The 22,990-nt window shown below is 48.2% G+C and carries 20 protein-coding genes, 1 tRNA gene and 1 pseudogene; 16 read left to right on the forward strand and 6 right to left on the reverse strand.

Annotated features, from left to right (window positions below; genetic code table 11):
• Nucleotides 1-98: 98 nt before the first annotated feature.
• Nucleotides 99-989 carry a hypothetical protein gene (locus EA408_03210; protein TVR74185.1) on the reverse strand — a complete coding sequence of 297 codons (891 nt, stop codon included), beginning with the start codon at nucleotides 987-989 and terminating at the stop codon, nucleotides 99-101.
• 280 nt (nucleotides 990-1,269) lie between these two features.
• Here EA408_03210 and EA408_03215 point away from each other — a divergent pair, with 280 nt between their 5' ends.
• Nucleotides 1,270-1,773, forward strand: coding sequence for a hypothetical protein (locus EA408_03215; protein TVR74186.1), 504 nt, complete (start codon nucleotides 1,270-1,272; stop codon nucleotides 1,771-1,773).
• Nucleotides 1,774-1,807: 34 nt separating this feature from the next.
• Here the strand turns inward: EA408_03215 and EA408_03220 are convergent, their stop codons facing one another.
• From EA408_03220 to EA408_03230, 3 genes and pseudogenes are all read right to left on the reverse strand, one after another.
• A complete protein-coding gene (locus EA408_03220) occupies nucleotides 1,808-2,749 on the reverse strand; it encodes a ribonuclease Z (protein TVR74187.1) in 942 nt (313 codons plus the stop codon).
• Nucleotides 2,750-2,776: 27 nt separating this feature from the next.
• Complete coding sequence (locus EA408_03225; protein TVR74204.1) at nucleotides 2,777-3,127, reverse strand: anti-sigma factor antagonist; 351 nt, start codon at nucleotides 3,125-3,127, stop codon at nucleotides 2,777-2,779.
• 642 nt (nucleotides 3,128-3,769) lie between these two features.
• Nucleotides 3,770-5,572: pseudogene (locus tag EA408_03230) on the reverse strand (30S ribosomal protein S1).
• A gap of 622 nt (nucleotides 5,573-6,194) precedes the next feature.
• Here EA408_03230 and EA408_03235 point away from each other — a divergent pair.
• The 8 genes from EA408_03235 (at nucleotide 6,195) to EA408_03270 (ending at nucleotide 13,912) form a co-directional block, all read left to right on the forward strand.
• Complete coding sequence (locus EA408_03235; GenBank protein ID TVR74188.1) at nucleotides 6,195-6,959, forward strand: DUF1080 domain-containing protein; 765 nt, start codon at nucleotides 6,195-6,197, stop codon at nucleotides 6,957-6,959.
• A gap of 14 nt (nucleotides 6,960-6,973) precedes the next feature.
• A complete protein-coding gene (locus EA408_03240) occupies nucleotides 6,974-8,314 on the forward strand; it encodes a UDP-glucose/GDP-mannose dehydrogenase family protein (protein ID TVR74189.1) in 1,341 nt (446 codons plus the stop codon).
• Nucleotides 8,315-8,325: 11 nt separating this feature from the next.
• Entirely contained in the window at nucleotides 8,326-9,267 is a 942-nt protein-coding gene (locus EA408_03245) for an SDR family oxidoreductase (GenBank protein TVR74190.1), read from the forward strand.
• Nucleotides 9,268-9,279: 12 nt separating this feature from the next.
• Complete coding sequence (rfbA, locus tag EA408_03250; GenBank protein ID TVR74191.1) at nucleotides 9,280-10,161, forward strand: glucose-1-phosphate thymidylyltransferase; 882 nt, start codon at nucleotides 9,280-9,282, stop codon at nucleotides 10,159-10,161.
• Between the two features lie 4 nt (nucleotides 10,162-10,165).
• Nucleotides 10,166-10,729, forward strand: a complete 564-nt coding sequence (rfbC, locus tag EA408_03255; protein ID TVR74192.1) for a dTDP-4-dehydrorhamnose 3,5-epimerase — start codon at nucleotides 10,166-10,168, stop codon at nucleotides 10,727-10,729.
• On the forward strand, nucleotides 10,726-11,598 hold the full coding sequence (rfbD, locus tag EA408_03260; GenBank protein TVR74193.1) for a dTDP-4-dehydrorhamnose reductase: 873 nt from the start codon (nucleotides 10,726-10,728) through the stop codon (nucleotides 11,596-11,598). The genes rfbC and rfbD overlap by 4 nt, the downstream gene beginning before the upstream one ends.
• Before the next feature lie 118 nt (nucleotides 11,599-11,716).
• Complete coding sequence (locus EA408_03265) at nucleotides 11,717-13,462, forward strand: phospho-sugar mutase (protein ID TVR74194.1); 1,746 nt, start codon at nucleotides 11,717-11,719, stop codon at nucleotides 13,460-13,462.
• 33 nt (nucleotides 13,463-13,495) lie between these two features.
• Nucleotides 13,496-13,912 carry a YjbQ family protein gene (locus EA408_03270; protein ID TVR74195.1) on the forward strand — a complete coding sequence of 139 codons (417 nt, stop codon included), beginning with the start codon at nucleotides 13,496-13,498 and terminating at the stop codon, nucleotides 13,910-13,912.
• A gap of 127 nt (nucleotides 13,913-14,039) precedes the next feature.
• Here the strand turns inward: EA408_03270 and EA408_03275 are convergent, their stop codons facing one another.
• The gene (locus EA408_03275) at nucleotides 14,040-15,458 is read right to left on the reverse strand and encodes a DUF2075 domain-containing protein (protein ID TVR74196.1); all 1,419 of its coding nucleotides are present in this window, start codon (nucleotides 15,456-15,458) and stop codon (nucleotides 14,040-14,042) included.
• 126 nt (nucleotides 15,459-15,584) lie between these two features.
• Here EA408_03275 and EA408_03280 point away from each other — a divergent pair, with 126 nt between their 5' ends.
• From EA408_03280 to EA408_03310, 7 genes are all read left to right on the forward strand, one after another.
• On the forward strand, nucleotides 15,585-16,190 hold the full coding sequence (locus tag EA408_03280; protein ID TVR74197.1) for a hypothetical protein: 606 nt from the start codon (nucleotides 15,585-15,587) through the stop codon (nucleotides 16,188-16,190).
• A 14-nt stretch (nucleotides 16,191-16,204) separates the two neighbouring features.
• Nucleotides 16,205-17,056: a DUF3822 family protein gene (locus EA408_03285; protein ID TVR74198.1), complete on the forward strand. Its 852-nt coding sequence runs from the start codon at nucleotides 16,205-16,207 to the stop codon at nucleotides 17,054-17,056.
• On the forward strand, nucleotides 17,047-17,583 hold the full coding sequence (locus EA408_03290) for a methyltransferase domain-containing protein (GenBank protein ID TVR74199.1): 537 nt from the start codon (nucleotides 17,047-17,049) through the stop codon (nucleotides 17,581-17,583). Before EA408_03285 ends, EA408_03290 begins: the two co-directional genes overlap by 10 nt.
• 253 nt (nucleotides 17,584-17,836) lie before the next feature.
• A tRNA-Asp gene (locus EA408_03295) sits at nucleotides 17,837-17,913 on the forward strand.
• A 258-nt stretch (nucleotides 17,914-18,171) separates the two neighbouring features.
• Nucleotides 18,172-18,369, forward strand: coding sequence for a cold shock domain-containing protein (locus EA408_03300; GenBank protein TVR74200.1), 198 nt, complete (start codon nucleotides 18,172-18,174; stop codon nucleotides 18,367-18,369).
• 338 nt (nucleotides 18,370-18,707) lie between these two features.
• The gene (locus EA408_03305) at nucleotides 18,708-20,126 is read left to right on the forward strand and encodes a hypothetical protein (protein ID TVR74201.1); all 1,419 of its coding nucleotides are present in this window, start codon (nucleotides 18,708-18,710) and stop codon (nucleotides 20,124-20,126) included.
• A 2-nt stretch (nucleotides 20,127-20,128) separates the two neighbouring features.
• Nucleotides 20,129-21,223 (forward strand): hypothetical protein, encoded by a 1,095-nt coding sequence (locus tag EA408_03310; protein TVR74202.1) that lies wholly within the window; start codon nucleotides 20,129-20,131, stop codon nucleotides 21,221-21,223.
• Between the two features lie 126 nt (nucleotides 21,224-21,349).
• Here the strand turns inward: EA408_03310 and EA408_03315 are convergent, their stop codons facing one another.
• Complete coding sequence (locus EA408_03315) at nucleotides 21,350-22,984, reverse strand: amidohydrolase (protein ID TVR74203.1); 1,635 nt, start codon at nucleotides 22,982-22,984, stop codon at nucleotides 21,350-21,352.
• Between the last annotated feature and the right edge of the window lie 6 nt (nucleotides 22,985-22,990).

The raw sequence follows: 22,990 nt of genomic DNA on the forward strand, positions 1-22,990 counted from the left end.
ACTATAAATGATTTACAGCCCGGAATATCAGTGCCGGGCTGTAAACTTACAAAAATAAGATTTAACTGTATCTGAGCGGGAACGGGACTTCAGGTATATCAATCTTTTATGCACCTTACTGAAAACCACTGACTCTTGTCTGTTGTATTCTGGATAGCCATCCGGCCGTTTTTTGTCATCAGGGCCATTGACCATGCATTTCCGTATATTGTTTCTGTCTTGGTCCAGTAAGTTGCACTTTCTCCGAGGCTGTAAAATTCCAGGTGGCCGGGCATATACCCGCCCGATCCGGGTGCAGAGAATCCGGAGCTGTTGGTGGCCCATTCATTCGGTTCTTCCCAGTGATCTGTTCCCGGGAGTTTCATCTTCCCTCCCGCAGTATATTCCCCGCCAAGATATTCCCTTATCATCGCATATTCGCTCCTGGTTGGCAGCCTCCAGTCCGGGGGACATGCATCCACTGCCATTTCCCATGTATATAGCCGCCCGTAAACTTCACCGTGGTCAGGGTCATTATCATAGTGAACAGCTTTTCCGTCATCAAAATTCAGATTTTGGGCCATTATGTACTGTCCGGCAATCACAGTCACCTTGTATGTCTGTTCATCCCTGGGGTCGGTCAGTACACCGTACTGATTATCGTATTCATTCACCACAATATATCTTTGCTGTTCTATTGTGGTTTCGCCCGCTTCATTCCTTACCGTTAGTTTCACGCCGTATTCGCCGGGAATTTTGTATAGTACTTCCGGCTCAGTTACATCAGAATGATCTGGTGTACCTCCTTCAAAGCGCCATTCTGCATCAACTTCGTTATCTCCCGGGATCATATTGAACTTAACCACATCCCAGATATGGATATTCCGTTCAGAGGCCTCAAATTCAGCCGAAGGGGGCGGGAGAGCCTGTTCACCGTCATCACAACCGGCTATCAGCAAAAGAAACAAAAATGACCACATGGCCCTTTTCACAAAAACTAAGTGTCGCATTTTTTAAAATTTTTGGTTAACAATTCTCCGGGCTTATGGGCTATCAGCGTCATCAGGCTGAAGTGTAAATTACTGCAAGAAGCTTGCCATTATGCATAGTAAATTAACACTCAGACAGTAATTAATATTGGTGATGGGACATGCTTGTTGGTTATGTTCGAAAACGTACATGCAGTGTACGGTTGAGTTACATCTGGAACAGGCATGTTGAGTAAGGGGTGCCATTTAGTATTAATTATTAAGTTCCTATTTTTGCGAGTATAAATTAATACACCAAGTAATGTCGGAAAGAAAAGCATATGTAGTTATTGCATTACAATCGGCTGTTATCGGGATACTTCTGGTTATGCTGGTGTTTTCACAGTCTAGAGCCTGGCGTGTTGCCGGACTTGAGGAACAGCTTGACGCCTCGCGCCTGCTTGTTGAAAAAAGTATAAACCGTAATGACAGCATTTCCCTGCTTCTGCAGGAATGCAGGGTAACCGGAGCCACACCTCCATTTATTGACGGCAGGCAGATTGAAGATCTGCAAAAAATGGGCCTCTCAGATCCGCTCCGCGAGCTCAGGGAAGACCTTGCTGCCGGTCAGGAAATTATCGGTTCAGCTTCTGTACTTGGCGGCACAATGGGGTTCTACTTTATGGACGGCATTCATATCCTCAACAAAAGGTGGGTTTTTGCCTACTTTGAGGACGGACACCTGGCCGGAGCCATGCTCCTGAGGTATGATATTGATAACGAAGGAAATATAAGCTGGAAGGTATTGGATGAGATGATATACTGAAGACCATAGTGCCGGTAATAACAGCTTTATCCGGTTATCCCTGCCGGGCCATTCTGACCTGTTCGACAAGGTGGCAGTCACCTTCATTCGCCGGGAGGGTTCCGGGAAACTCCTCGCTCGCCTCTTCTACCAGTGCATCAACGGTTTTATACCTGGCAGAAAAGTGTCCTATTATGAGCTTGGCTGCTCCGGCTTTTGCAGCAATAATACCTGCCTGCCTTGCAGTTGTATGACCGGTTTCCCTGGCACGTTCAAGCATATTATGGAGGTAGGTGGCTTCATGGTAGAGGATGTCGACTCCCTTTATATGGGGAAGTATTGATTCTGTGTATTTTGTGTCGGTACAATAGGCCAGTGACCTTGGTTTTACGGGGGGAAGGGTCAGTACCCTGTTGGGAATTACGTTCCCGTCGGCAGCAACAAAGTCCTCTCCCTGTTTTATATTCATGATTTCCCTTACGGGGATGTCATGGAATTTGACCATCTCTTTCCTGATGTTCAGCAGCGGAGCTTTTTCCCTGAAGAGGAACCCGCATGTGGGCACCCTGTGTTTCATGGGAATAGTATGGACCTCAAGCTTGTCGTCTTCAAAGATCAGCCTGCTTCTGGATGAGCCAACCGGATGAAACACCAGGTTGAATGGCAACGGATGTTCATAGTAGTATTTACTGTGGTCATTCAGGACCTGCTCCAGCACTGGGTGTGCATAAATATGGAGGTCGGTATTTCTTCCCAGGAGACTCATTGTGCTGATTAGTCCGAATAGTCCGAAGGTATGGTCTCCATGAACATGAGATATGAGAATATGGTTTATCCTGCTAAAACTGATACTGTTCCTCCTGAGCTGTATCTGGGTTCCTTCACCGCAGTCCAATAAGAAAAACCGCTCATGTATATTTACAACATGAGCGGAAGGAAATCTTTCTGAGGTGGGCACAGCCGAACTGCTTCCCAGTATTGTGAATGAAAACGACACTATAATACCCTGTAAAAGGATTTAATTTCAGGCATTTTCGGTCTCGATGAATTTGGCTGCATCTTCAACCGACGGGGTAATGTTAAGCACCGTATCAAGCTGCGAAATAGTTATAAGCCTTTCAACAGCATCATTCAGCCCTGTAAGCACAAAGATGCCGCCGGCATTCTTGCAAAGCCGGTTGGCAACAAGTATGGCGCTCAACCCGGATGAGTCGCAGTATTTACAATTGCCCAGATCCATAACGACATTTTTTTCGCCTTTTCCGGAAATCAGCACTAGCTCTGACTTGAGAGCAGGTGCAACGTGCGTATCCAGCTTTTCTTCCAGCACCTGTATCTTTGTGTAATTTTCAAGCTTTTCAATATTGAATTCCATCCTCAAAGGTTTTAGTGAAATAAACTATGAAACACTCATCAGCTAAAATAATAATTATAATTCAGTTGTGAGTGTTTCAAACAAAAGAAATTTTAAAATAACCTATTCTTTTGGCTAAAATAATGAATTATTCCCATGTATGGCAATAAACCAGCCAACAAATTGTAAGCAAAGATTAATTTATTGGTTATCCTAACCAGGTTATTTTTTCTCGCTTCCGGACTTCTCCTCTCCTTTATCCTTACTGGCGGCCGGTTTTTTGGCGGTAGCGGACTTCTTCACTGATTTGGGTTTCTCTTCTGCCTCAGCTTTCTCTTCTGCCTCAGCTTTCTCCCCGGCATCATCTTTCTTTTCCTTCTCACTCTTTCCTTTGGTCTCCGTTTTTGCCTTTGCCTCCGGCTTTTTTTCTACCTCATCCTTCTTTTCAGTTCCGGTATCACCTTTATCATCAGCTTTATCTTTCACCATTTCAGGTTTTTCAGCTGCTTCGGCTTTCTCTTTCGCTGCCGGCTTTTCCTTAGCCTCAGTCTTTTCTTTATCCTTTTCACCGGCTGTTTTCACCTCTTTTGCTTCTTCAGCTTTTGCTTCTTCAGCTTTTGCTTCTTCAGCTTTTGCTTCAGCCTTCTGTTTCCTGCCCGCAGCTTTTGAACCTTCCTCCATCTCCTCTTTCAGAGATGCAAGTTCAGAGATATCACCAAAGGTTGTTCTTTCAAGATTGGTCTTGAGCTTGCGCATTGTCTTCTGCGCGCTTGGTGCCTGCCTCGCTTTAATGGGTTCCTTTTCTTTTTGGCCGGCAGTCTCATCATTTACTCTTGTATGTGAAAGAATAATCCGTTTTGCGGCCTTTGAAAATTCAATCACCTTGAAGGGAAGCTTTTCGTCCACCTTTGCAGTAGTACCATCCTCCTTTACAAGGTGCTTGCTTGATACAAAGCCTTCAACGCCGTACTGCAGCGAAACGAGGGCGCCCTTATCAAAGACATCTGTTATGGTGCCTTCATGAATGGAGTCTACACTGAAAACAGTTTCAAATACATCCCACGGATTTTCCTCAAGCTGTTTGTGACCAAGACTCAGGCGGCGGTTCTGTTTGTCAATCTCCAGAACAACGATCTCTATCTCTTCGCCAATTGTTGTGAATTCAGCAGGATGCTTAACCTTCTTGGTCCATGACAGGTCAGATATGTGTATTAACCCGTCAACACCCTCTTCTATCTCGACAAATACACCAAAATTAGTGAAGTTCCTCACTTTTGCCTTGTTTTTGGAACCAACAGGGTATTTCTCCTCAACGTCTTCCCACGGATCAGGCTTGAGCTGCTTGATGCCCAGTGACATCTTTCTCTCTTCACGGTCAAGGGTGAGGATGTAGGCCTCAACCTGGTCGCCCACTTTGAGGAACTCCTGGGCGCTGCGCAGATGCTGTGACCATGACATTTCAGAAACGTGTATCAGGCCCTCTACGCCCGGGGCGATCTCAACGAATGCACCGTAGTCGGCCATGACTACCACCTTGCCTTTAACCTTGTCGCCAACCTTCAGGTCGGGATCGAGCGAATCCCATGGATGCGGGGTAAGCTGCTTCATTCCGAGAGCTATCCTTTTCTTTGCATCGTCGAAATCAAGTATCACCACATTGAGTTTCTGGTCAAGTTCCACGATCTCTTCAGGATGGTTAACCCTGCCCCATGAGAGGTCGGTTATGTGTATCAGTCCGTCCACTCCGCCAAGGTCTATAAATACGCCATAGGATGTAATATTCTTGACTGTTCCTTCAAGCACCTGTCCTTTTTCCAGCTTGGCGATAATCTCTTTTTTCTGCTGTTCCAGCTCTTCTTCTATTAGAGCCTTATGTGATACAACAACGTTCTTGAACTCATGGTTGATCTTAACAACCTTGAATTCCATGGTCTTTCCGACGTATGCGTCATAATCCCTGATGGGCTTGACATCGATCTGTGAACCCGGCAGGAATGACTCGATGCCGAAAACGTCGACTATCATACCGCCTTTTGTGCGGCACTTGATATACCCTTTTATTATCTCATCATTTTCAAGGGCTGCATTGACCCTGTCCCATGACCTCAGTGCGCGGGCTTTTTTGTGCGAAAGCACAAGCTGACCTTTCTTGTCCTCCTGGCTCTCAACGTAAACCTCTACGGTATCTCCGGGCTTAAGCTCAGGATTATAGCGGAATTCACTCAGACTTATAACGGCTTCTGACTTGTAGCCGATATTAATGACAACTTCGCGCTTGTTCATTGAGATCACGGTCCCGTCAACCACCTCGTTAACATTAATGGTGGAAAGGGTCTTATCATACATCTCTTCAAACTTCGTCCTGTCGGCTTTCGAGTAGCTGTCGGTATCCTCTTCGAAGCTGTCCCAGTCAAATTCTTCATCATCGGCTTTGATTTCTTCCTCTTCTGCAGGTTCTTCAGCCATGGTGTCGACAATGGTAGCAACTTCGCCCGGTTTTGCTTCTATTGTGCCTTCCTCTGGTTCTTCGATAATTCCGGGTACAGGAGGTTCGGATTTTTCAGTTTCAGGTTGGGTCCCGGCTGTTTCAGTCAGATTGGGCTGGTCTTCTTCTGCCTTAGTTTCAGGTTCTTCTTCGACCGGTTCATTCCCGGAGCCGGCGACTTCCTTTTCAGGGTCTTTTTCGGCCGGTTTTTCGTCCGTGCCGGTGGTTTCTTTTTCAGTTTCTGCTAAAGGCTCTTCAGGTTTGGCCATTTCTTCCTTATCAGCAGGTGCTTCTTCTTTTGAAGATTCTTTTTCCGGAGTATTCCCGGTGGTTTCATCAGTGTTTTTCAACTCATCTTCTGGAAACTTCTCTTTTTCTTTTTCAGTCATGATTTTAGAGCAAAAATTTAATAATTAATGAGTTAGACATTATTTATGGATATGTTACAAGAGATGCAAAAGTAATCAAAAATTGTTGAAAACTACCAACATAACCGAAAAAATATTTTGCCGGGGATTTTTTCTGTTTGCTTGTGAAAATTGCTAATTTAGCCATCTCGTCAGAAATGGTTGTTTAAATTAAATGTACTAATAACAGATAAGTATGAGAACCAAAAAAATCATTTATTTATCAGCACTGCTTACGGCTTGTATCTTGTTATCATCCTGCGCAGTGGAAAAGGAACCGGAATGGAGACCACTTTTCAATGGCCAGAACCTGGATGGCTGGGACATCAAGTTTTCCGGATATGAGCTTAACGATAATTTCAGGAATACCTTCAGGGTCGAAGACGGGCTGCTTGTAGCATCTTATGATGAGTGGGATTATTTCAACGGTGAGTTCGGACATATTTTCTTTAATGAACCTTTTTCTCATTATAAACTGAGGGTGGAATACCGCTTTGTCGGTGAGCAGGTTGAAGGCGGACCTGGCTGGGCCTACAGGAACAACGGCATTATGTTTCACTCCCAGAGTGCTGAAAGCATGGAGCTTAACCAGGATTTCCCGACATCGGTCGAAGCACAACTGCTGGGTGGCGACGGTGAGAATGAAAGGACCAACATGAATGTCTGCACTCCGGGAACACAGATCATGATAGATGGCCGACTGCGAACCGAGCATTGCATCACTTCAACATCCGATACTTATCATGGCGACAGGTGGGTGACCGTTGAGCTTCATGTTTACGGAGACTCACTGATACATCATATAGTTGAGCAGGATACGGTTTTTACCTATCATAACCCTCAGCTTTCAGAAACAGGTGAACCCCTTAAGAAGGGATATATAGCGCTCCAGGCAGAAAGCCATTCGACCCATTTCAGGAAGATAGAGATCCTCGATCTGAGTGATCAGTATATTAAGTAAATAAATAAAAACTAATGAAGATAATCATGGTCGGTACCGGGTATGTTGGTTTGGTATCCGGGACCTGTTTTGCCGAAACTGGCGTAGATGTAGTTTGTGTTGATGTTGACAAACAGAAAATAGATAAGCTTAAGGAAGGGATCATGACAATATATGAACCCGGCCTTGAAGACATGGTGGCAAGTAATCTCGAAAAGGGGCGCCTGAAGTTTTCTACAAGTCTGAAAGATAATCTTGAGGAGGCCGATGCAGTATTTATTGCAGTTGGCACGCCTCCTGATGAGGACGGCAGCGCCGACCTGAGGTATGTGATTGAAGTAGCAAGGGAGATAGGCAGGAATATGAACCATTATATGGTTGTGGTGACAAAGAGCACAGTGCCAATTGGAACATCTGCCAAAGTAAGGAGTGCTGTTATTGAAGAACAACGTGAACGGGGGGTTGAAATCCCGTTTGATGTGGCCTCAAACCCTGAATTCCTTAAAGAGGGAAGCGCCATAGGTGACTTTCTCAAGCCGGAGAGGATTATAGTCGGAACTGATTCTGAAGATGCAGAAAAGATGATGCGGAGGCTATACAAGCCTTTTGTGCTGAATAACCATCCCATAATCTTCATGGATATACCGTCGGCTGAGCTTACAAAATATGCAGCCAATTCCATGCTTGCAACCCGAATAAGCTTCATGAATGATATCGCAAACCTGTGCGAGCTTGTCGGCGCCGACATTAACTCCGTCCGCCGAGGTATAGGAAGTGACAGCCGTATTGGGAGCAAGTTCATTTATGCCGGAGCCGGCTATGGGGGATCATGTTTTCCCAAGGATGTCAAGGCTCTCATAAGGACAGCCGACGAAAGCAACTATTCGCTTGAAATACTTAAAGCTGTTGAAAATGTTAACCAAAGGCAGAAGGAGGTGCTCTTCAACAAGGTGATGGATCATTTTGAAGGTAATATTGCCGGTAAACGTATTGCCATCTGGGGATTGTCATTCAAGCCCCGGACAGACGATATGAGGGAGGCTCCGGTGCTGGTAATTATAGACAAGCTGATTCAGGCGGGCGCCAGCGTGATCGCCTATGATCCTGTTGCCATTGACGAGGCGCGCCGGAAACTCGGCGATTCCATTGAATATGCAAGTGACCAGTACGAGGCGCTTGTCGATGCCGAGGCCTTGCTGCTTGTTACCGAGTGGAATGACTTCAGGACCCTTAATTACAAGGTGTTATCCAAACTTATGAAGAATAAACTTGTTTTCGATGGCCGAAATCTGTATGAGCCTTCTGAAATGAAAGAGTTTGGCTTCACCTATTACGGTATCGGGCGCAGGTTGTCAGGCGAACAGAACAGGATGTAAAATCCGGAAACATGAGACGCATACTGGTTACAGGCGGCGCGGGATTTATAGGCTCACACCTTTGCGAAAGGTTACTTGAAGAGGGTAATGAGGTTTTGTGCCTGGACAATTTTTTTACCGGTTCCAGGAAAAATATCATACACCTGCTTGATAATCCCTGGTTTGAGCTTGTGCGACATGACGTAACCATGCCATACTACAGCGAGATAGACCAGATATTCAACCTTGCATGCCCGGCCTCCCCGATTCATTACAGCCACAATCCGATCAAGACGGTCAAGACAAATGTGATGGGGGCCATCAATATGCTCGGACTTGCCAAGCGTAAGAAGGCCATTATATTGCAGGCTTCAACAAGTGAAGTCTACGGCGATCCGCAGGTCCACCCGCAGAAGGAAGATTACTGGGGTTACGTGAATCCGATCGGCGACAGGTCCTGCTATGATGAGGGTAAAAGGTGCGCCGAAACACTGTTCATGGACTACCATAAGCAGAATGGCGTAAGGATCAAGATAGCGCGGATATTCAATACCTACGGTCCCCGTATGCAACTGGATGACGGACGTGTCGTCTCAAATTTCATTGTCAGGGCGTTAAAGGGCGAGGATATAGTTATATATGGCGATGGCTCACAAACGAGAGGGTTCCAGTATGTAGCCGACCTGGTAGAGGCGCTGGTCAGATTAATGAACACACCCGACCATTTTACCGGTCCGGTCAATATAGGGAACCCGGGAGAGATATCAATCCTTGAACTTGCCAGTATGATAGCCCAAATGACCGGGTCTGGCTCAAAAATGGTTTTTGTTCCACCCAGGAGTGATGACCCGGTAAGAAGGGACCCCGACATATCCCTTGCTTCACGCGAACTGGGAGGCTGGAAGCCCTCAGTTGATCTGGAGGAGGGACTTGGAAAAACCATAAGATATTTCATAGATGAATTGAAAACATAAAATCTTTCCTGTATGAGAGGAATTGTACTGGCCGGCGGAGCCGGCACAAGGCTGCATCCGGTAACCCACAGCATATCCAAACAGATATTGCCGGTGTATGACAAACCCATGATATATTACCCTTTATCGGTCCTGCTCCTGGCGGGGATACGGGAAATACTCATTATTTCGACACCGCATGATCTTCCACTATTCAGGCACCTGTTGGGAAACGGCGACCGGTTAGGGGTCACCTTTTCCTACAAGGAGCAACCCGAGCCGGGGGGACTTTCTCAGGCCTTTCTGATAGGAGAGGATTTTCTTGAAGATCAACCGGCATGCCTTATTCTTGGCGACAATATTTTTTACGGATACGGGCTCAGCGGCATCCTTACAAAGGCATCGGAGATTACTGACGGGGGACAGGTGTTCGGTTACTTCGTGAATAATCCCAGAAGGTACGGTGTTGTCGAGTTTAACGACAGGGGCGACGTATTGAGCATAGAGGAGAAGCCCGCAAAACCTAAATCCAACTACGCGGTTACCGGTCTCTACTTTTACGGGAATGATGTGGTTGAGAAGGCAAAATCCCTTAAACCCTCTGCCAGGGGTGAGCTTGAGATCACCGATCTTAACCGCCTCTACCTGGATGAGGGGCGCCTAAGCGTGAATCTGCTCGGACGCGGCATGGCCTGGCTCGATACCGGCACCCACGAAAGCCTGCTCCAGGCCTCAAATTTTATCCATACGATAGAGGAGAGGCAGGGGTTGAAGATCGCCTGCCTGGAGGAGATCGCATACAAGAAGGGCTTCATTGACAGGGATATGCTCCTGCACAGTGCAAAAGTGTTAAAGAACAACAAGTACGGCGACTACCTCCTGCAGGTGGCCGGCGAAACTTCAGGAAAGCAGTGATAATATGAAGATAAGGGAAACGGAAATACCGGGGTTGGTGGTTATTGAACCCAGGGTTTATGAGGATGCCAGGGGGTATTTTTACGAGAGTTATAATGAAAGGCTTTTCAGTGAGCACGGGCTGCCATCCGGATGGGTGCAGGACAACGAGTCACGCTCTGCCATGAACGTGATCAGGGGTCTTCACTACCAGCTTGCACCATATGCCCAGGCAAAGCTTTTAAGGGTTCTGGAAGGCGCCATCCTTGATGTGGCTGTCGACCTGCGAAAAAACTCGCCAACCTTCGGCAAATGGAGCGGGATCGAGATATCGTCAGACAACAGGTTGCAGCTGCTGGTGCCCAAAGGCTGCGCCCATGGTTTCAGGGTGCTGACAAAAAGTGCCACGGTTCTCTATAAATGTGATGACTTTTATAATCCCAGTGCGGAGAGGGGCATCCTCTTCTCCGACAGCCATATCGCGATAGACTGGGGAATCGAACCGTCCAGGGCCGTTGTATCTGATAAGGATATGAATGCACCATCCTTTGCCGCAGCCGATTATAATTTTATATTTGGTAATATATGAAGACGTTGCTTGTAACAGGGGCCCGGGGACAACTGGGGCAGGAGCTGCAGGGGCTCTCATATACCCATGTGTTCAGGGACTACCGGTTCCTGTTCACCGATGTCGATACACTTGACATAACCAATGCCGGCAGGGTGGAGGAGTATATTGCCAAAAACGGCATAGACTGTGTCATAAACTGCGCTTCGTATACAAATGTTGATAAGGCTGAAACCGAGCAGGATGCCGCGATGCTGATCAATGGCACGGCACCCGGGCTGCTTGCCGGCGCATGTGCCGGCAAGGGCGCTTTTCTTGTCCATGTAGGCACCGATTTTGTTTTTGACGGCGAAAGGCCCGTGCCTTATCGCGAGGAAGATAATGCCGCTCCAATTTCTTCATATGGCCGGTCAAAGCTCGAGGGTGACAGGGCAGTGCTCGCCTATGAGCGGGGAACAGTGGTACGCACATCATGGCTTTATTCCTCGTACGGTCATAATTTTTTCAGGACCATACACCGTCTTGCCCATGAGAAGGATGAGCTTTCTGTGGTGTATGACCAGGCGGGCACCCCTACCTATGCACGGGATCTTGCAAGGGTGCTGCTTTTGCTTGCCGTTAATTCCCTTTCGGGGAAGGGCAGTTACGGCAAGGAACTGTTCCATTACAGCAACGAAGGAGTCTGTTCATGGTATGACTTTGCACTTGAGATAATTACGCTTACGGGAATACAATGCCGGGTAAAGCCGGTAGAGACGGAGCAGTACCCACTGCCGGCGCGCAGGCCCCGTTACAGCGTCATGAGCAAGTCGAAGATAAGGTCGCGGCTGGAAATCGACATCCCGCACTGGAAAGAGAGCCTCCGCAACTGTATCTCGCAGCTTGACTGAGTAATTACTGAATATCCATGTAAATGAGTTGTTCCAACAGACTATGCAAAACATAACTAAATGAATATATATCGGTTAACTGCAGAAAAGATTAATATTAAATAATAATAACTGAGCGATGGAAAAAGATGAACTGCTTACTACAGTACGTGACCGTGCCAAAGCATGGATGAGTGAAGATTACGACCCTGAAACCGTTTTACAGGTAAAGGCGTTGCTTGAGGGGCCTGAAAATGAGCTGATAGATGCTTTTTACCGCGATCTGGAGTTCGGTACCGGCGGGTTGAGAGGTGTAATGGGAGCCGGGACAAACCGGGTGAATATCTATACCATTGGAATGGCCACTCAGGGTCTTTCAAACTACCTGCACAAACAGTTCCCGGATATTGACGCACCGTCTGCTGCCATTGCATATGACAACCGGAACAACAGCAGGCTTTTTGCCGAGACTGCTGCCGGAATACTTACTGCCAATGGAATAGATGTCTGGTTGTTTGAGGATCTCAGGCCAACGCCCGAGCTCTCTTTTGCAATCAGGCATTACGGCTGCCAGACAGGAATTGTGATAACAGCCAGCCATAACCCTAAGGAATACAACGGCTACAAGGTTTACTGGGATGATGGGGCACAGATCATCGCCCCACACGATGCCGGCATAATCGCAGAGGTGCGGAAGGTCAAGAGCATAAGCCAGGTCAACAGAAATGCCAGGCCCGAAAAGGTAAAGATCATAGGGGAGGAGACAGATGATATTTATATCGGCAAGATCAGGGAGATGTCGCTGTCTCCATCTATCGTTGCAAAGCACAGCGATATGAAGATCGTGTTCACCCCGATACACGGTGCATCTGTAAAGCTTGTACCGATGGCATTGCGCAGTTACGGATTTACAGGTGTGATACCGGTGCCTGAACAGGATGTGACCGATGGCAATTTTCCCACAGTTATATCTCCGAACCCCGAAGAGGCTGCCGCCCTTGAGATGGCGCTTGACAAGGCCCGCGAAACCGGGGCTGAACTGGTTATGGGGTCAGATCCTGATGGCGACCGTGTCGGTATTGCAGTTAAAGACAACAGCGGAGAACTGCTACTGCTGAACGGCAACCAGGCGGCATCACTGATGTTGTATTACATACTCAAACGGTGGGAGGAGACAAACAGGTTCCGTGGCAATGAATTTATTGCCAAGACAATTGTGACAAGCGGTCTGTTGAGTGATATAGCCGAAAAGTTCGGGGTTGAATGCTACGACGTTCTCACCGGGTTCAAGTTTATTGCCGGACTTATCAGGGAGTATGAAGGGGAGAAGACCTTTATCGCAGGTTTTGAGGAGAGTTATGGTTACCTGGCGGGAGATCTGGTAAGGGATAAGGACGCGGTAATCTCATGTGCGCTCATAGCCGAGGCAGCAGCCTGGGCAAGGGAGATGGGCAGGTCGCTGTATGACCTTCTGATCGACCTTTACCTGGAGTTCGGACTTTACCGGGAGACACTTGTTTCGGTGGTTCGCAAGGGCAAAAGCGGGGCAGAAGAGATAGCCGGCATGATGGACCGCTTCCGCAACTCGCCTCCTGAGACTATTGCAGGCTCCCAGGTGATGACCGTACACGATTACCTGAAGCAGAAATCGTTCGATTCTATAAGCCACCTCAGGCGTGAGATAAAGCTGCCCAAATCCAATGTGCTGCAGTTCCTGCTTAATGACGGATCACTTATTTCTGTAAGGCCATCCGGAACCGAGCCAAAGATCAAGTTTTACATTAGTGTGCGTGGAAGTCTTGAACGCAGGGAGGATTACCCTGAGGCCTGCCGGCAACTTGATGAAAGGGCCAGTAATATTCTCAGCGCCCTTGGCGTTTCCTGATGAAAGGATGTTAACCGGTAAATACAATTCATTATGAAGAGTTACAGGAAAGAGATGTGGTTTGAAACTAAAAGCCGCAGGGAGCTTATCAACATAACCCCCGCAGTTGAACAGTGTCTTGCCGAGAGCGGGGTAAAGGAGGGGTTGCTGCTATGCAATGCTATGCACATTACCAGCAGCGTATTTATCAATGATGACGAGTCGGGTTTGCATCACGATTTTGAGGTCTGGCTCGAAAAGCTCGCGCCCGAGCACCCGCATTCGCAGTACCGGCATAACGGCTATGAAGATAATGCCGACGGGCACCTCAAGCGCACGATAATGGGCCGTGAGGTGGTGGTGGCCATCACCGGGGGAAAGCTCGATTTCGGGCCGTGGGAACAGATCTTCTATGGCGAGTTTGACGGAAAGCGGCGCAAAAGATTGTTGGTCAAAATAATCGGCGAATAGCCACCAGATCGTTCAGGTGGCGAAAAGTTGATTGTTATTCAGGTTATGACCAGATTATTCTGCAGGTTACGACCTGATTGTCCTGCAGTTGATGACCAGATTGTCCCGGCTGCGACTACATGATTGACTACTGGTCAAAGAACCGGTCGCTGAAATTGACCAGGAACAGCCTGGTGGTCGGCCTGGTAAAAGCGGTGTAGAGCCACCTCAGGTATTCGGTATTTATCATCTCATCGGTTATGTAGCCCTGGTCGACAAATACATTCTTCCACTGACCGCCCTGTGCCTTGTGACATGTCACCGAATAGGCGAATTTTACCTGGAGGGCATTGAACCAGTGGTTTTCACGTATCTGCTCGAAGCGCTTCCGCTTGTTGGTTATGGCGGAGTAGTCCCCGGCAACGGACTGGAAAAGCTTTTTTCCCTGCTCCTGCGTCAGGGCGGCTGTTTCCGAGGTTATCGTATCGAGCATCAGCTTGACCTCTATCTCGGTATCTTTATAATCGGTAAATCTGACAAGGGCATCGGCAAACCTGAAACCATACATCTCTTCGTACCGCCTGACCCTTATAACTTCTATAATATCGCCGTTGGCTATAAAATCAGCCATTTCGTTCTCCGGCATCCAGAAATAGTTGTTCCTGACCACCATCAGAAGGTCGCCGGCAGCCAGCTCCTCGTCCCTGTATAATATCCTGTCTCTTATTCCCTTGTTGAACTGGTTTGCCCTTTTGTTGGAACGGGTTATCACGATGGTTTCCTCAATCCCGTGTTTGTCGTACGATTCAGTTATCTTTTCGATAAGGTCTGATCCGCTTACCCGTTCTATGTCGTTATATCCTGCGGTTACAATTCGGGGGATGTTGTTTCCCTCTGATTCTACTTCGTACCTTATGCCGGTTGCATTGAACAGGATGCCCGAGTCCTCTGCCTGCCTCAGGATATCTGACAGGAACACTTCGGTAACATCATAGCCAAATCCACTGAGATAACCGGCATCAAGAGCTGGGCTGATATCTATCCCGACCGGTGGAAGCTGTGCTGTGTCTCCCACCAGCACCAGTCTGCAATTTTTGCCGTTATCAATGTAAACAATTAAGTCATCAAGAAGCCTGCCGCTTCCGAATACATCTGATTCGGAAGATTGGTTTGAGATCATGGACGCCTCGTCAACTATAAACAGTGTATCCTTATGCATGTTCCTGTCCATCACAAAGCTGCCTGTGCCGTCGGCAGATGATCTCTGCCTGTATATCTTTTTATGGATTGTGCTGGCGGGATATCCGCAGTAGGAGGCCAGCACCTTGGCTGCCCTGCCGGTAGGGGCAAGAAGGACCACGTTATTTTTAAAAATCTGCATGGTGCGCACCAGAGCGCCGAGTATCGACGTTTTACCGGTCCCTGCAAAACCCTTTACCAGGAAGATATTTTTACTGTTGGCGCCGCTAAGAAAGCCGGGCAGCAGATCGATCATCTGTTGCTGGCTCTCAGTCGGACGGTGTCCAAGCTGTTCAGTTAATATATTGATAATATGGTTTTTCAACATTTTAATCAATTATACTGAATTTTAGGTATAAATCCATTTTTTTTATAAATTTGCCCTCAAACTTAAAGCGAAAATATCAGAAAAGAGAACCTTGCTCGTTATTATATCAAATCAAAATACAAACAGATGAAGACAGTAATTCAGATTCTCCTTATAGTTGCAATACTCCTTCTGGGATACCTGTTGGTGGACGGCATTCACCAGCCCATCAGGTTTCAGCAGGAACAAAGGGTAAGGTACAACCGGACAATTGAGAGGCTGAAGGATATACGCACTGCCCAGCTTGCATACCGTTCTGTTCACGGAGAGTTTACAGGAAGTTTCGACACCCTGATAAATTTTGTCAAGTTTGACTCTTTCCGGGTTGTCAGGGCCATTGGTTTTGAAGATGAAGACGAAGATGTGGCTTCAGAAGAGATAATCCGTGATACCATAAGGGTAAGCGTAAAGGATTCCCTTTTCGCCCGTGGTTACCCTGTTGACTCTCTTCGTTTTGTGCCTTATACCGGTGGACGTGATACATTCTTCCTGGGCGCGGGCGAGGTAATGACCGGCAGTGGGCTCCCGGTGAAGGTTTTTGAAGCGCATGTGCACAATGACGTGTTGCTTTCAGGCCTTGACAGGCAGCTTGTTATTAATATGAATGATGAGCGCATAAGAAGGGATCAGTTCCCTGGCCTGCGGGTGGGTTCACTTACGCGGACCACCAACAATGCTGGCAACTGGGAATAATAATCCCTTCCGGTATGGAAATTGTTCTTATAGACGAAACATTTGATATAAATCAGACAGGTAATTACAGCATATCCATCCAGGCAGGCCCGGATGGATATGCTTTTTCTGTACTTGACCCGTTGAGGAACAAGTACATTCTGCTTAAGCATATTCCCTTTGAGGGTGGGTTGAGCGCCGGCCTTCTTGAGGATAGAATTGCAGGTATACATAAGAACGATGAGTTCCTGGCGCGTGATTATAAATCGGTCCTGTTCTCATGGCAGTGCCCCTGGTATACCCTTATTCCCGGGCCCCTTTTCCAAAAGGATAAGCTCCGTGCATATTTTGAGTTCAATCAACACCTGGAGGAGCTTGATGAGATACATTACAATAAGTTAACCGGGATCGATGCCTGCAATGTTTTTGTAATTCCCTCCGAAATTGCCGGTATTGTTCACAGGTCATACGGCAATGTAAAATACTTTCACCAGGTTACACCCTTTATTGAGAACGGTCTGGTGGCACACGGGGGCAAGGGAACCCGGAAAACCGTAATGGCTGGCATTTATGGCAAATATGTCGATATAGCTGTAACAGAAGGAGAAAAGCTGCTTCTGTGCAACACCTTTCCCTGGAAAGATGATGCCGATCTGGTCTATTTCATCCTTTATGTTTATGACCAGCTTAAACTCAGCGGAGAGGATATTCCCCTTGTAATTTCGGGAGAGATGAAAAAGGAATCAGATGTTTACGGCATGCTCCGCTCCTATATAAGGAATACGGCGTTTGAAAAGCGCAACGATCATTTTATATACAGCTATACATTCAATGATGTTGAAGCACATTGGTTTGCGAACCTGTTCAACCTGAGGTTGTGCGTATAATAAGCGGTATATACAAGGGGAAGCGGCTCTATCCGGGAAAGAATTTCAGGGCAAGACCCACCACAGATTTTGCCAAGGAGAACCTGTTCAATGTGATTGCCAACTATTTTGATTTTGGCGGACTTCATGTCCTCGACCTTTTCAGCGGTACGGGCAGCATTGCTTATGAGTTTGCATCACGCGGTTCAATGTCAGTCGATTCGGTCGAGATCAACTCAAAGTACCATGCTTTTATTCACAGGACATCAAAGGAGCTTCAGTTTGACCAGGTGACCGCCATACGTACCGATGCTTTCAGGTTTTTGAAGCACACCGATCGCGAATACGACATCATCTTTGCCGATCCGCCGTTCGACCTGAATGACATTGATCAGATTCCCCACATTGTATTCAGCCGGAACCTGCTGAAACCCGGTGGCTGGTTTATTCTTGAGCACGGTAAAGACCACGACTTTTCCCTTCTTCCCCAGTTCAGGGAGCTCAGGAAATACGGCAGCGTTCATTTTTCGGTTTTTGAAAACAAATAGACGATTCAGTTCTTTTACCAGTCCGCCAAGTCATCCTCCCACCGCTATCTCACCATCTTCGCACCACCTTCGCACCATCTCCGCACCATCTCAGTAAATGCCCCCCGCTTCGCTGCAGAACCGCCTGTTCATCCCCCGCTATTTGTTATTTTTAAAAAACGCATTCAAATATTTGCAGGTATAAAAATAACTTGTATTTTTGCATCACGAAAAACGACCCGCCTTGAACGGGTCAAAAGTTCTAAGAAATTCTGGTCCGGTAGTTCAGTTGGTTAGAATACATGCCTGTCACGCATGGGGTCGCGAGTTCGAGTCTCGTCCGGACCGCCAACTACACAGCAAACCCTCTGATTGTCAGGGGGTTTTGTGTTTCAGGGCACTTGGGCTGATACCCAGATCAGCCACATGAAGTAATGGGCGGAGGTTATTTGTGAATAACAGGTATGAATTTTGAAAAATGGGTATAAATATTATTATATTTGGAAAAACAGGTAATTTTTATCGTATAAAAATTAGATATCACATTAGGCATTATTTTTATTAAAAAATGTGTTACTTTTGTTAATTCATAATTAAATCTAGTATAATATGAAAGGTACAGTTAAATGGTTTGATTCAAGCAAAGGGTTTGGATTTATCGTATCAGAAGAGGGAGAAGATATATTTGTTCACCATTCTGATATTTTACAGGAAGGTTTTAAGAATTTGGATGATGGTCAGGAAGTAACCTTCGAAAAAGTACAAGGAGAAAAAGGTCCGCAAGCCAAAGAGGTAAAAGGTGTTTAATAACAGTAATTTATACGATAGCTGATACTGCAAATACTTTCAGGTCGTATATTTTACTTTCCCTATAGGTTTTAATTACATCTTCAGCCAATTTCTTCGTCTTGCGTATTAACGGGCATAAGTTAATAGTGCCAGGCAGATTATTATAAATTCTATGTCGGTATGAGTTAATACCGGCGTAGGATTTGTATTGTAGTTTCTCATCTAACAGTTGAACAAACCCGCATCCAGGTGAAGCTTATTGTTTCGTGCAACTGACCCCCATAAGACCACTCTGTTTCGACGTTTTATTATATATTTAGGGCGCTCAATCTCTTATTAACCCTAAATCATATAAAATGAAGGATGCGATCAAGACCTTTTTCCTGTTTCTGTTTGTCTCATTGATGGTTATGCCTGCCGGTTGCGGCAGTCCGGAGCCGGCCGTCAGGGATGACGTGTGCTGCCTCGACGGACTGGGCGAGCGCAGGGCCGTCGGTTTCCGCTGGTCGGTATACGGCGCCAGGCGCACACCCAATACCAAAGAGTTCTGGTACAATGCAGCCGAGCAGTTCAACTCCTACTTCGATTACACCTGTCCGGAATTCATCTGGATAGTCGGCAACCTGCGAGGCGGCGGCTGCAACCTCGGGTTCCCGGCCGATACTGACCATGAGCTCATATTTTCGGCCGAGACTGATCTTTATGAAGAGACATTCAGGCTATTCAGCGACATGGGAGTGAGGGTATGGCTCTCATTCGAGCCGGGCCATGCCCCTGTTGATGAGCTTCTCCACCTTATCCTTCAGCAATACAGCCACCACTCATGCATAGTGGGTATCGGCATTGACGTTGAGTGGAACGACTGCAGCGAGGGCTCTAAAGGCACACCGGTATCTGATGAGGATGCACTGCGCTGGATCAGCATCGCCAAGGAGTACAACCCCGATTACAAGTTCATGTTCAGGCACTGGCGCGTTGATGTGATGCCCCCGACAGTCCGCGAAGACGTCATGTTCGTATCCAACAGCCAGATGTTTCCCGACTTCGGCACACAGGTGAGGGAGTTCCAGAGGTGGGGCGAGGCCTTCAGTCCGGCACCCATAGGTTTCCAGATAGGATATCCCAGGGACAGGGACTGGTGGGGCGAGTATGATAATCCTCCCCAGTTCATGGGCGATTCATTGTTTGCGGCAATACCAAACCTGAATGGTCTTTACTGGGTCGATTTCAGCACCGAGCTTGTCTTTGACGATATCGATACAGAAAAGACAACGGGTAACCTGCTGGCTACAGCCAGGGAATGGAGGGCCGCAACCGACAGGTTAGGTTCAAGGTACGAGTCCGGCGACCGCCTCATAAACTGCGGGGTGGCAGAGGTCACCTACCACCAGGCGGCAATCTCAGACAGGGGATTTCCATTTGTGGAGCTGATTTGCGGACTGAATGACAATATCGCCAACTACTCCGGTGGTTCAATAACCTACAAATGCGATTCAGACCTGTTGATAAAGCTTTCACAGAGTGATTTCGGTCCCGCCGGAAACAGCACCTATTCACATTACCAGCTCCTGGTGCCTGCATCGGAGGAGTGGAACACCGTTTATTTTGATTTCGACGAGTTCGCGCAGCCTGACTGGGCGCCTGAGGTTTCGCGAAGCATCCCGATAGTGAAGGAGAATGTCGATGCCGTGTACCTGGTGCCTGCGCTGGACTATGAAACCGAAGCGAGTGCGACACTGAAGGTAAAAGACCTGAGACTGACAGCCGGTAACTGAATATGAACCTGAACGGTAATCGTTTCATACTGTTTTTAGCCATGCTGGCTGCGGCCGGCATGGTGTTTTGCTTCTGCTCACCGCGGGACAGCGGCCGGGCTGCAGGTACCCTGGCTGACAGGCTCCCCGTCAGCCTGGCGGTGGATCCTGAAGTACACGGGTGGCACACCGGAAAGGTCTTCCGGTGGGAGCGGTATGACGGGAATCCCGGACTGCTGATCGAAGAGGCTGAGGAGGCAGGGCTGAACATGATCTCGGTAATGGACAGGTATTTCACCCGTGGTGATGAAACTAACTCAAGGCTGGTTGAGCTTGCCGGTGAGAGAGGGATACTTGTATTCATCATTTTCCAGACCTTCTACAACGACGATGCCACCATTGACGAATTGAATTCGGCCCGCGACAAGCATGGCAACATGGTGAGGGACAGCTGGCTCACGTTCATATGCCCCAACGAGGAGGGGTATAAGATGCAGCGGCTGCAGGACATTGAAGAGCTTGTTCGCCGTGTTGAACCGCATGGCATAAGCATGGATTTTTTCAGGTATTTTGTCTACTGGGAGGCCGGCCGTGACGGCGACCGCATACAGACATGCTTCTGCAGCCGCTGTATGGAGGGGTTTAAAGATCAGTACGGTATAACCGCATCCCCGGATCATATCCTGTCCTGGCACCCGGATGAGTGGACACAGTTCAAATGCAATACGATAACCAACTATGCCGCGCTCATCCACGAAAGTGTAAACAGGATAAAACCGGGTATACTGATGAACCTGCACATGGTCCCATGGAAGCAGGATGACTACGACGGGGCAATCACCCGGATCGCCGCCCAGGATATTGGTGCCCTGTCGCGGTACTTTGATTTTTTCCAGCCGATGACCTATTCAACCATGGTTGATGAGCCGGTTGAATGGATCTATGAGGTGGGGGTTGATGTGTACCGGAATACGACCGGCAGCTATGTTATACCCTGTATCCAGGCGGCTGATGCCACACCTGGAAACATTGAGGCTGTCGTCAGGCCGCCCGTGCACGGCTATTCGATTTGGCCTTTTGAGAGATACCTGGAGCTTGCGGGGCAGGCGCAGCAGTAAGAGACAAAACGCTTATGAAACGGAAACCGGTTTGATTGCAATTAAACCGGCCCGGCAAGTTTTGTGCCCGTGCAGATGACCGAAAACCTGATGCTGCAAAATTCTGAGCCGGAATGATCCCGTTTGTTAACGCTCAAACACCGTTTCTCCTCCGAGGACCGTTCTGAGTACCTGTATTTCATGGATCTCTTCTGCAGGGATATTGAAATAGTCCCTGTCGATCACTATGAAGTCCGCCAGCATCCCCTCTTTGACCCTGCCTTTGAGGTGTTCGGAAAATTCAAGGAAGGCGGGCCAAACGGTGTAGGCCTTCAGCGCCTCCTCCCGGGTGAGCTTTTGTTCAGGTAACCAGCCGCCCGGAGGGTTGTTCTGGCGGTCCTGCCTTGTTACAAAGGCATGCATACCGAAAAAGGGTTCGTAGGGAGAAACCCCGTAATCTGACCCGCCTGATATTATCCCGCCGTTGTCGAGAATGCTGCGCCATGCATAGGAGCCTTTGGCCCTTTCGTTGCCAATTCTCTCCTCTACGAATACCATGTCTTCGGTGGCATGAACACCCTGCATCGATGCGATGATGCCCGATTTGCCGAAACGGGGTATATCATCGGGATGCAGCACCTGGGCATGCTCAACCACCAGCCTGGCTTCATCACCTTTTATGCCGGTCATCTCCATGGCTTTTTCGAAGGCATTGAGGGTGATGCGGTTGCCCCTGTCGCCTATGGAGTGGGTTCGCGTTCCAAATCCCTTTTCAAGCATGAGTGCAACCCTGCGGGCATACTCATCCTCATCCTGTCCGAGCGCCCTCAGCGCACCCGTTTCGGAGGGCATGTCGTCATAGGGCTCGATCATGGCTGCGCCCCTTCCGCCAAGCGAGCCGTCAACAAACTCCTTGACCCACCTTACGGTGTAGTGGTCTTCATACAGCCCTGTTAGCGGACCGTCCATCTCCATTGCAGTTTCAAACAGTACGGCATCCATTATCCTGACCCTCAGGTAGCCCTCCTCATAAGCTTTTTTCCGCCTGCGGGTATCTTCAGGTGTTGTACCCGTGGCATCATGAACGGTTGTTATGCCATTGGCAAGCATGGCATCGCTGCCCAGTTTGTATGCTTCCATCATCTCCTGCTCTGTAAGCCGGGGCGGGGGAGGGATGTGCCTGTTGACCAGCGCCCCTGCGGCCGACACAAGCACGCCCGTGGCATTGCCGCCGGCATCGCGCACTATGGTGCCCGCATCGGGATCGGGTGTGGTACGTGTTATACCGGCTATCTCCAGGGCCCTGGTGTTGACAAAGGTGGCATGCCCGCAATAACGGCGGAGGCTGACGGGGTTATTGGGACTCGCACGGTCGAGAAGTCTGCGGTGTGCAGGCTCATCCCATATCGCGTCATTGTAGCCGCGTGCAACGATCCATTCACCGGGGGCAGCCCTTTCTGCTGCCATCCTGATCCGCTCCAGCATCTCGTCAACCGGCAGCCAGTAAACATCAAGAGGTGCAGTGAGGATGTTCACGCCTACGTAACCGAAGTGTATATGGCTCTCAGTAAGTCCGGGAAGCACCGTCTTCCCCTCAAGGTCCACTATGCGGGTGTCGTCACCGGCATGCTTCATGACCGCCTCATCGGTCCCCACCATCAGGAACCTGTTTCCCTTCACGGCGATGGCCGTGGCGGTGGGGCTTCCTTCATCCATGGTATATACAATGCCATTGACAAAAACAGTATCGGCATATTCCCGGGGGCCGCATGAATTTGTCATGGCAAG

The sequence above is a fragment of the Marinilabiliales bacterium genome (assembly GCA_007695015.1).
Taxonomy (GTDB): Bacteria; Bacteroidota; Bacteroidia; order Bacteroidales; family PUMT01; genus PXAP01.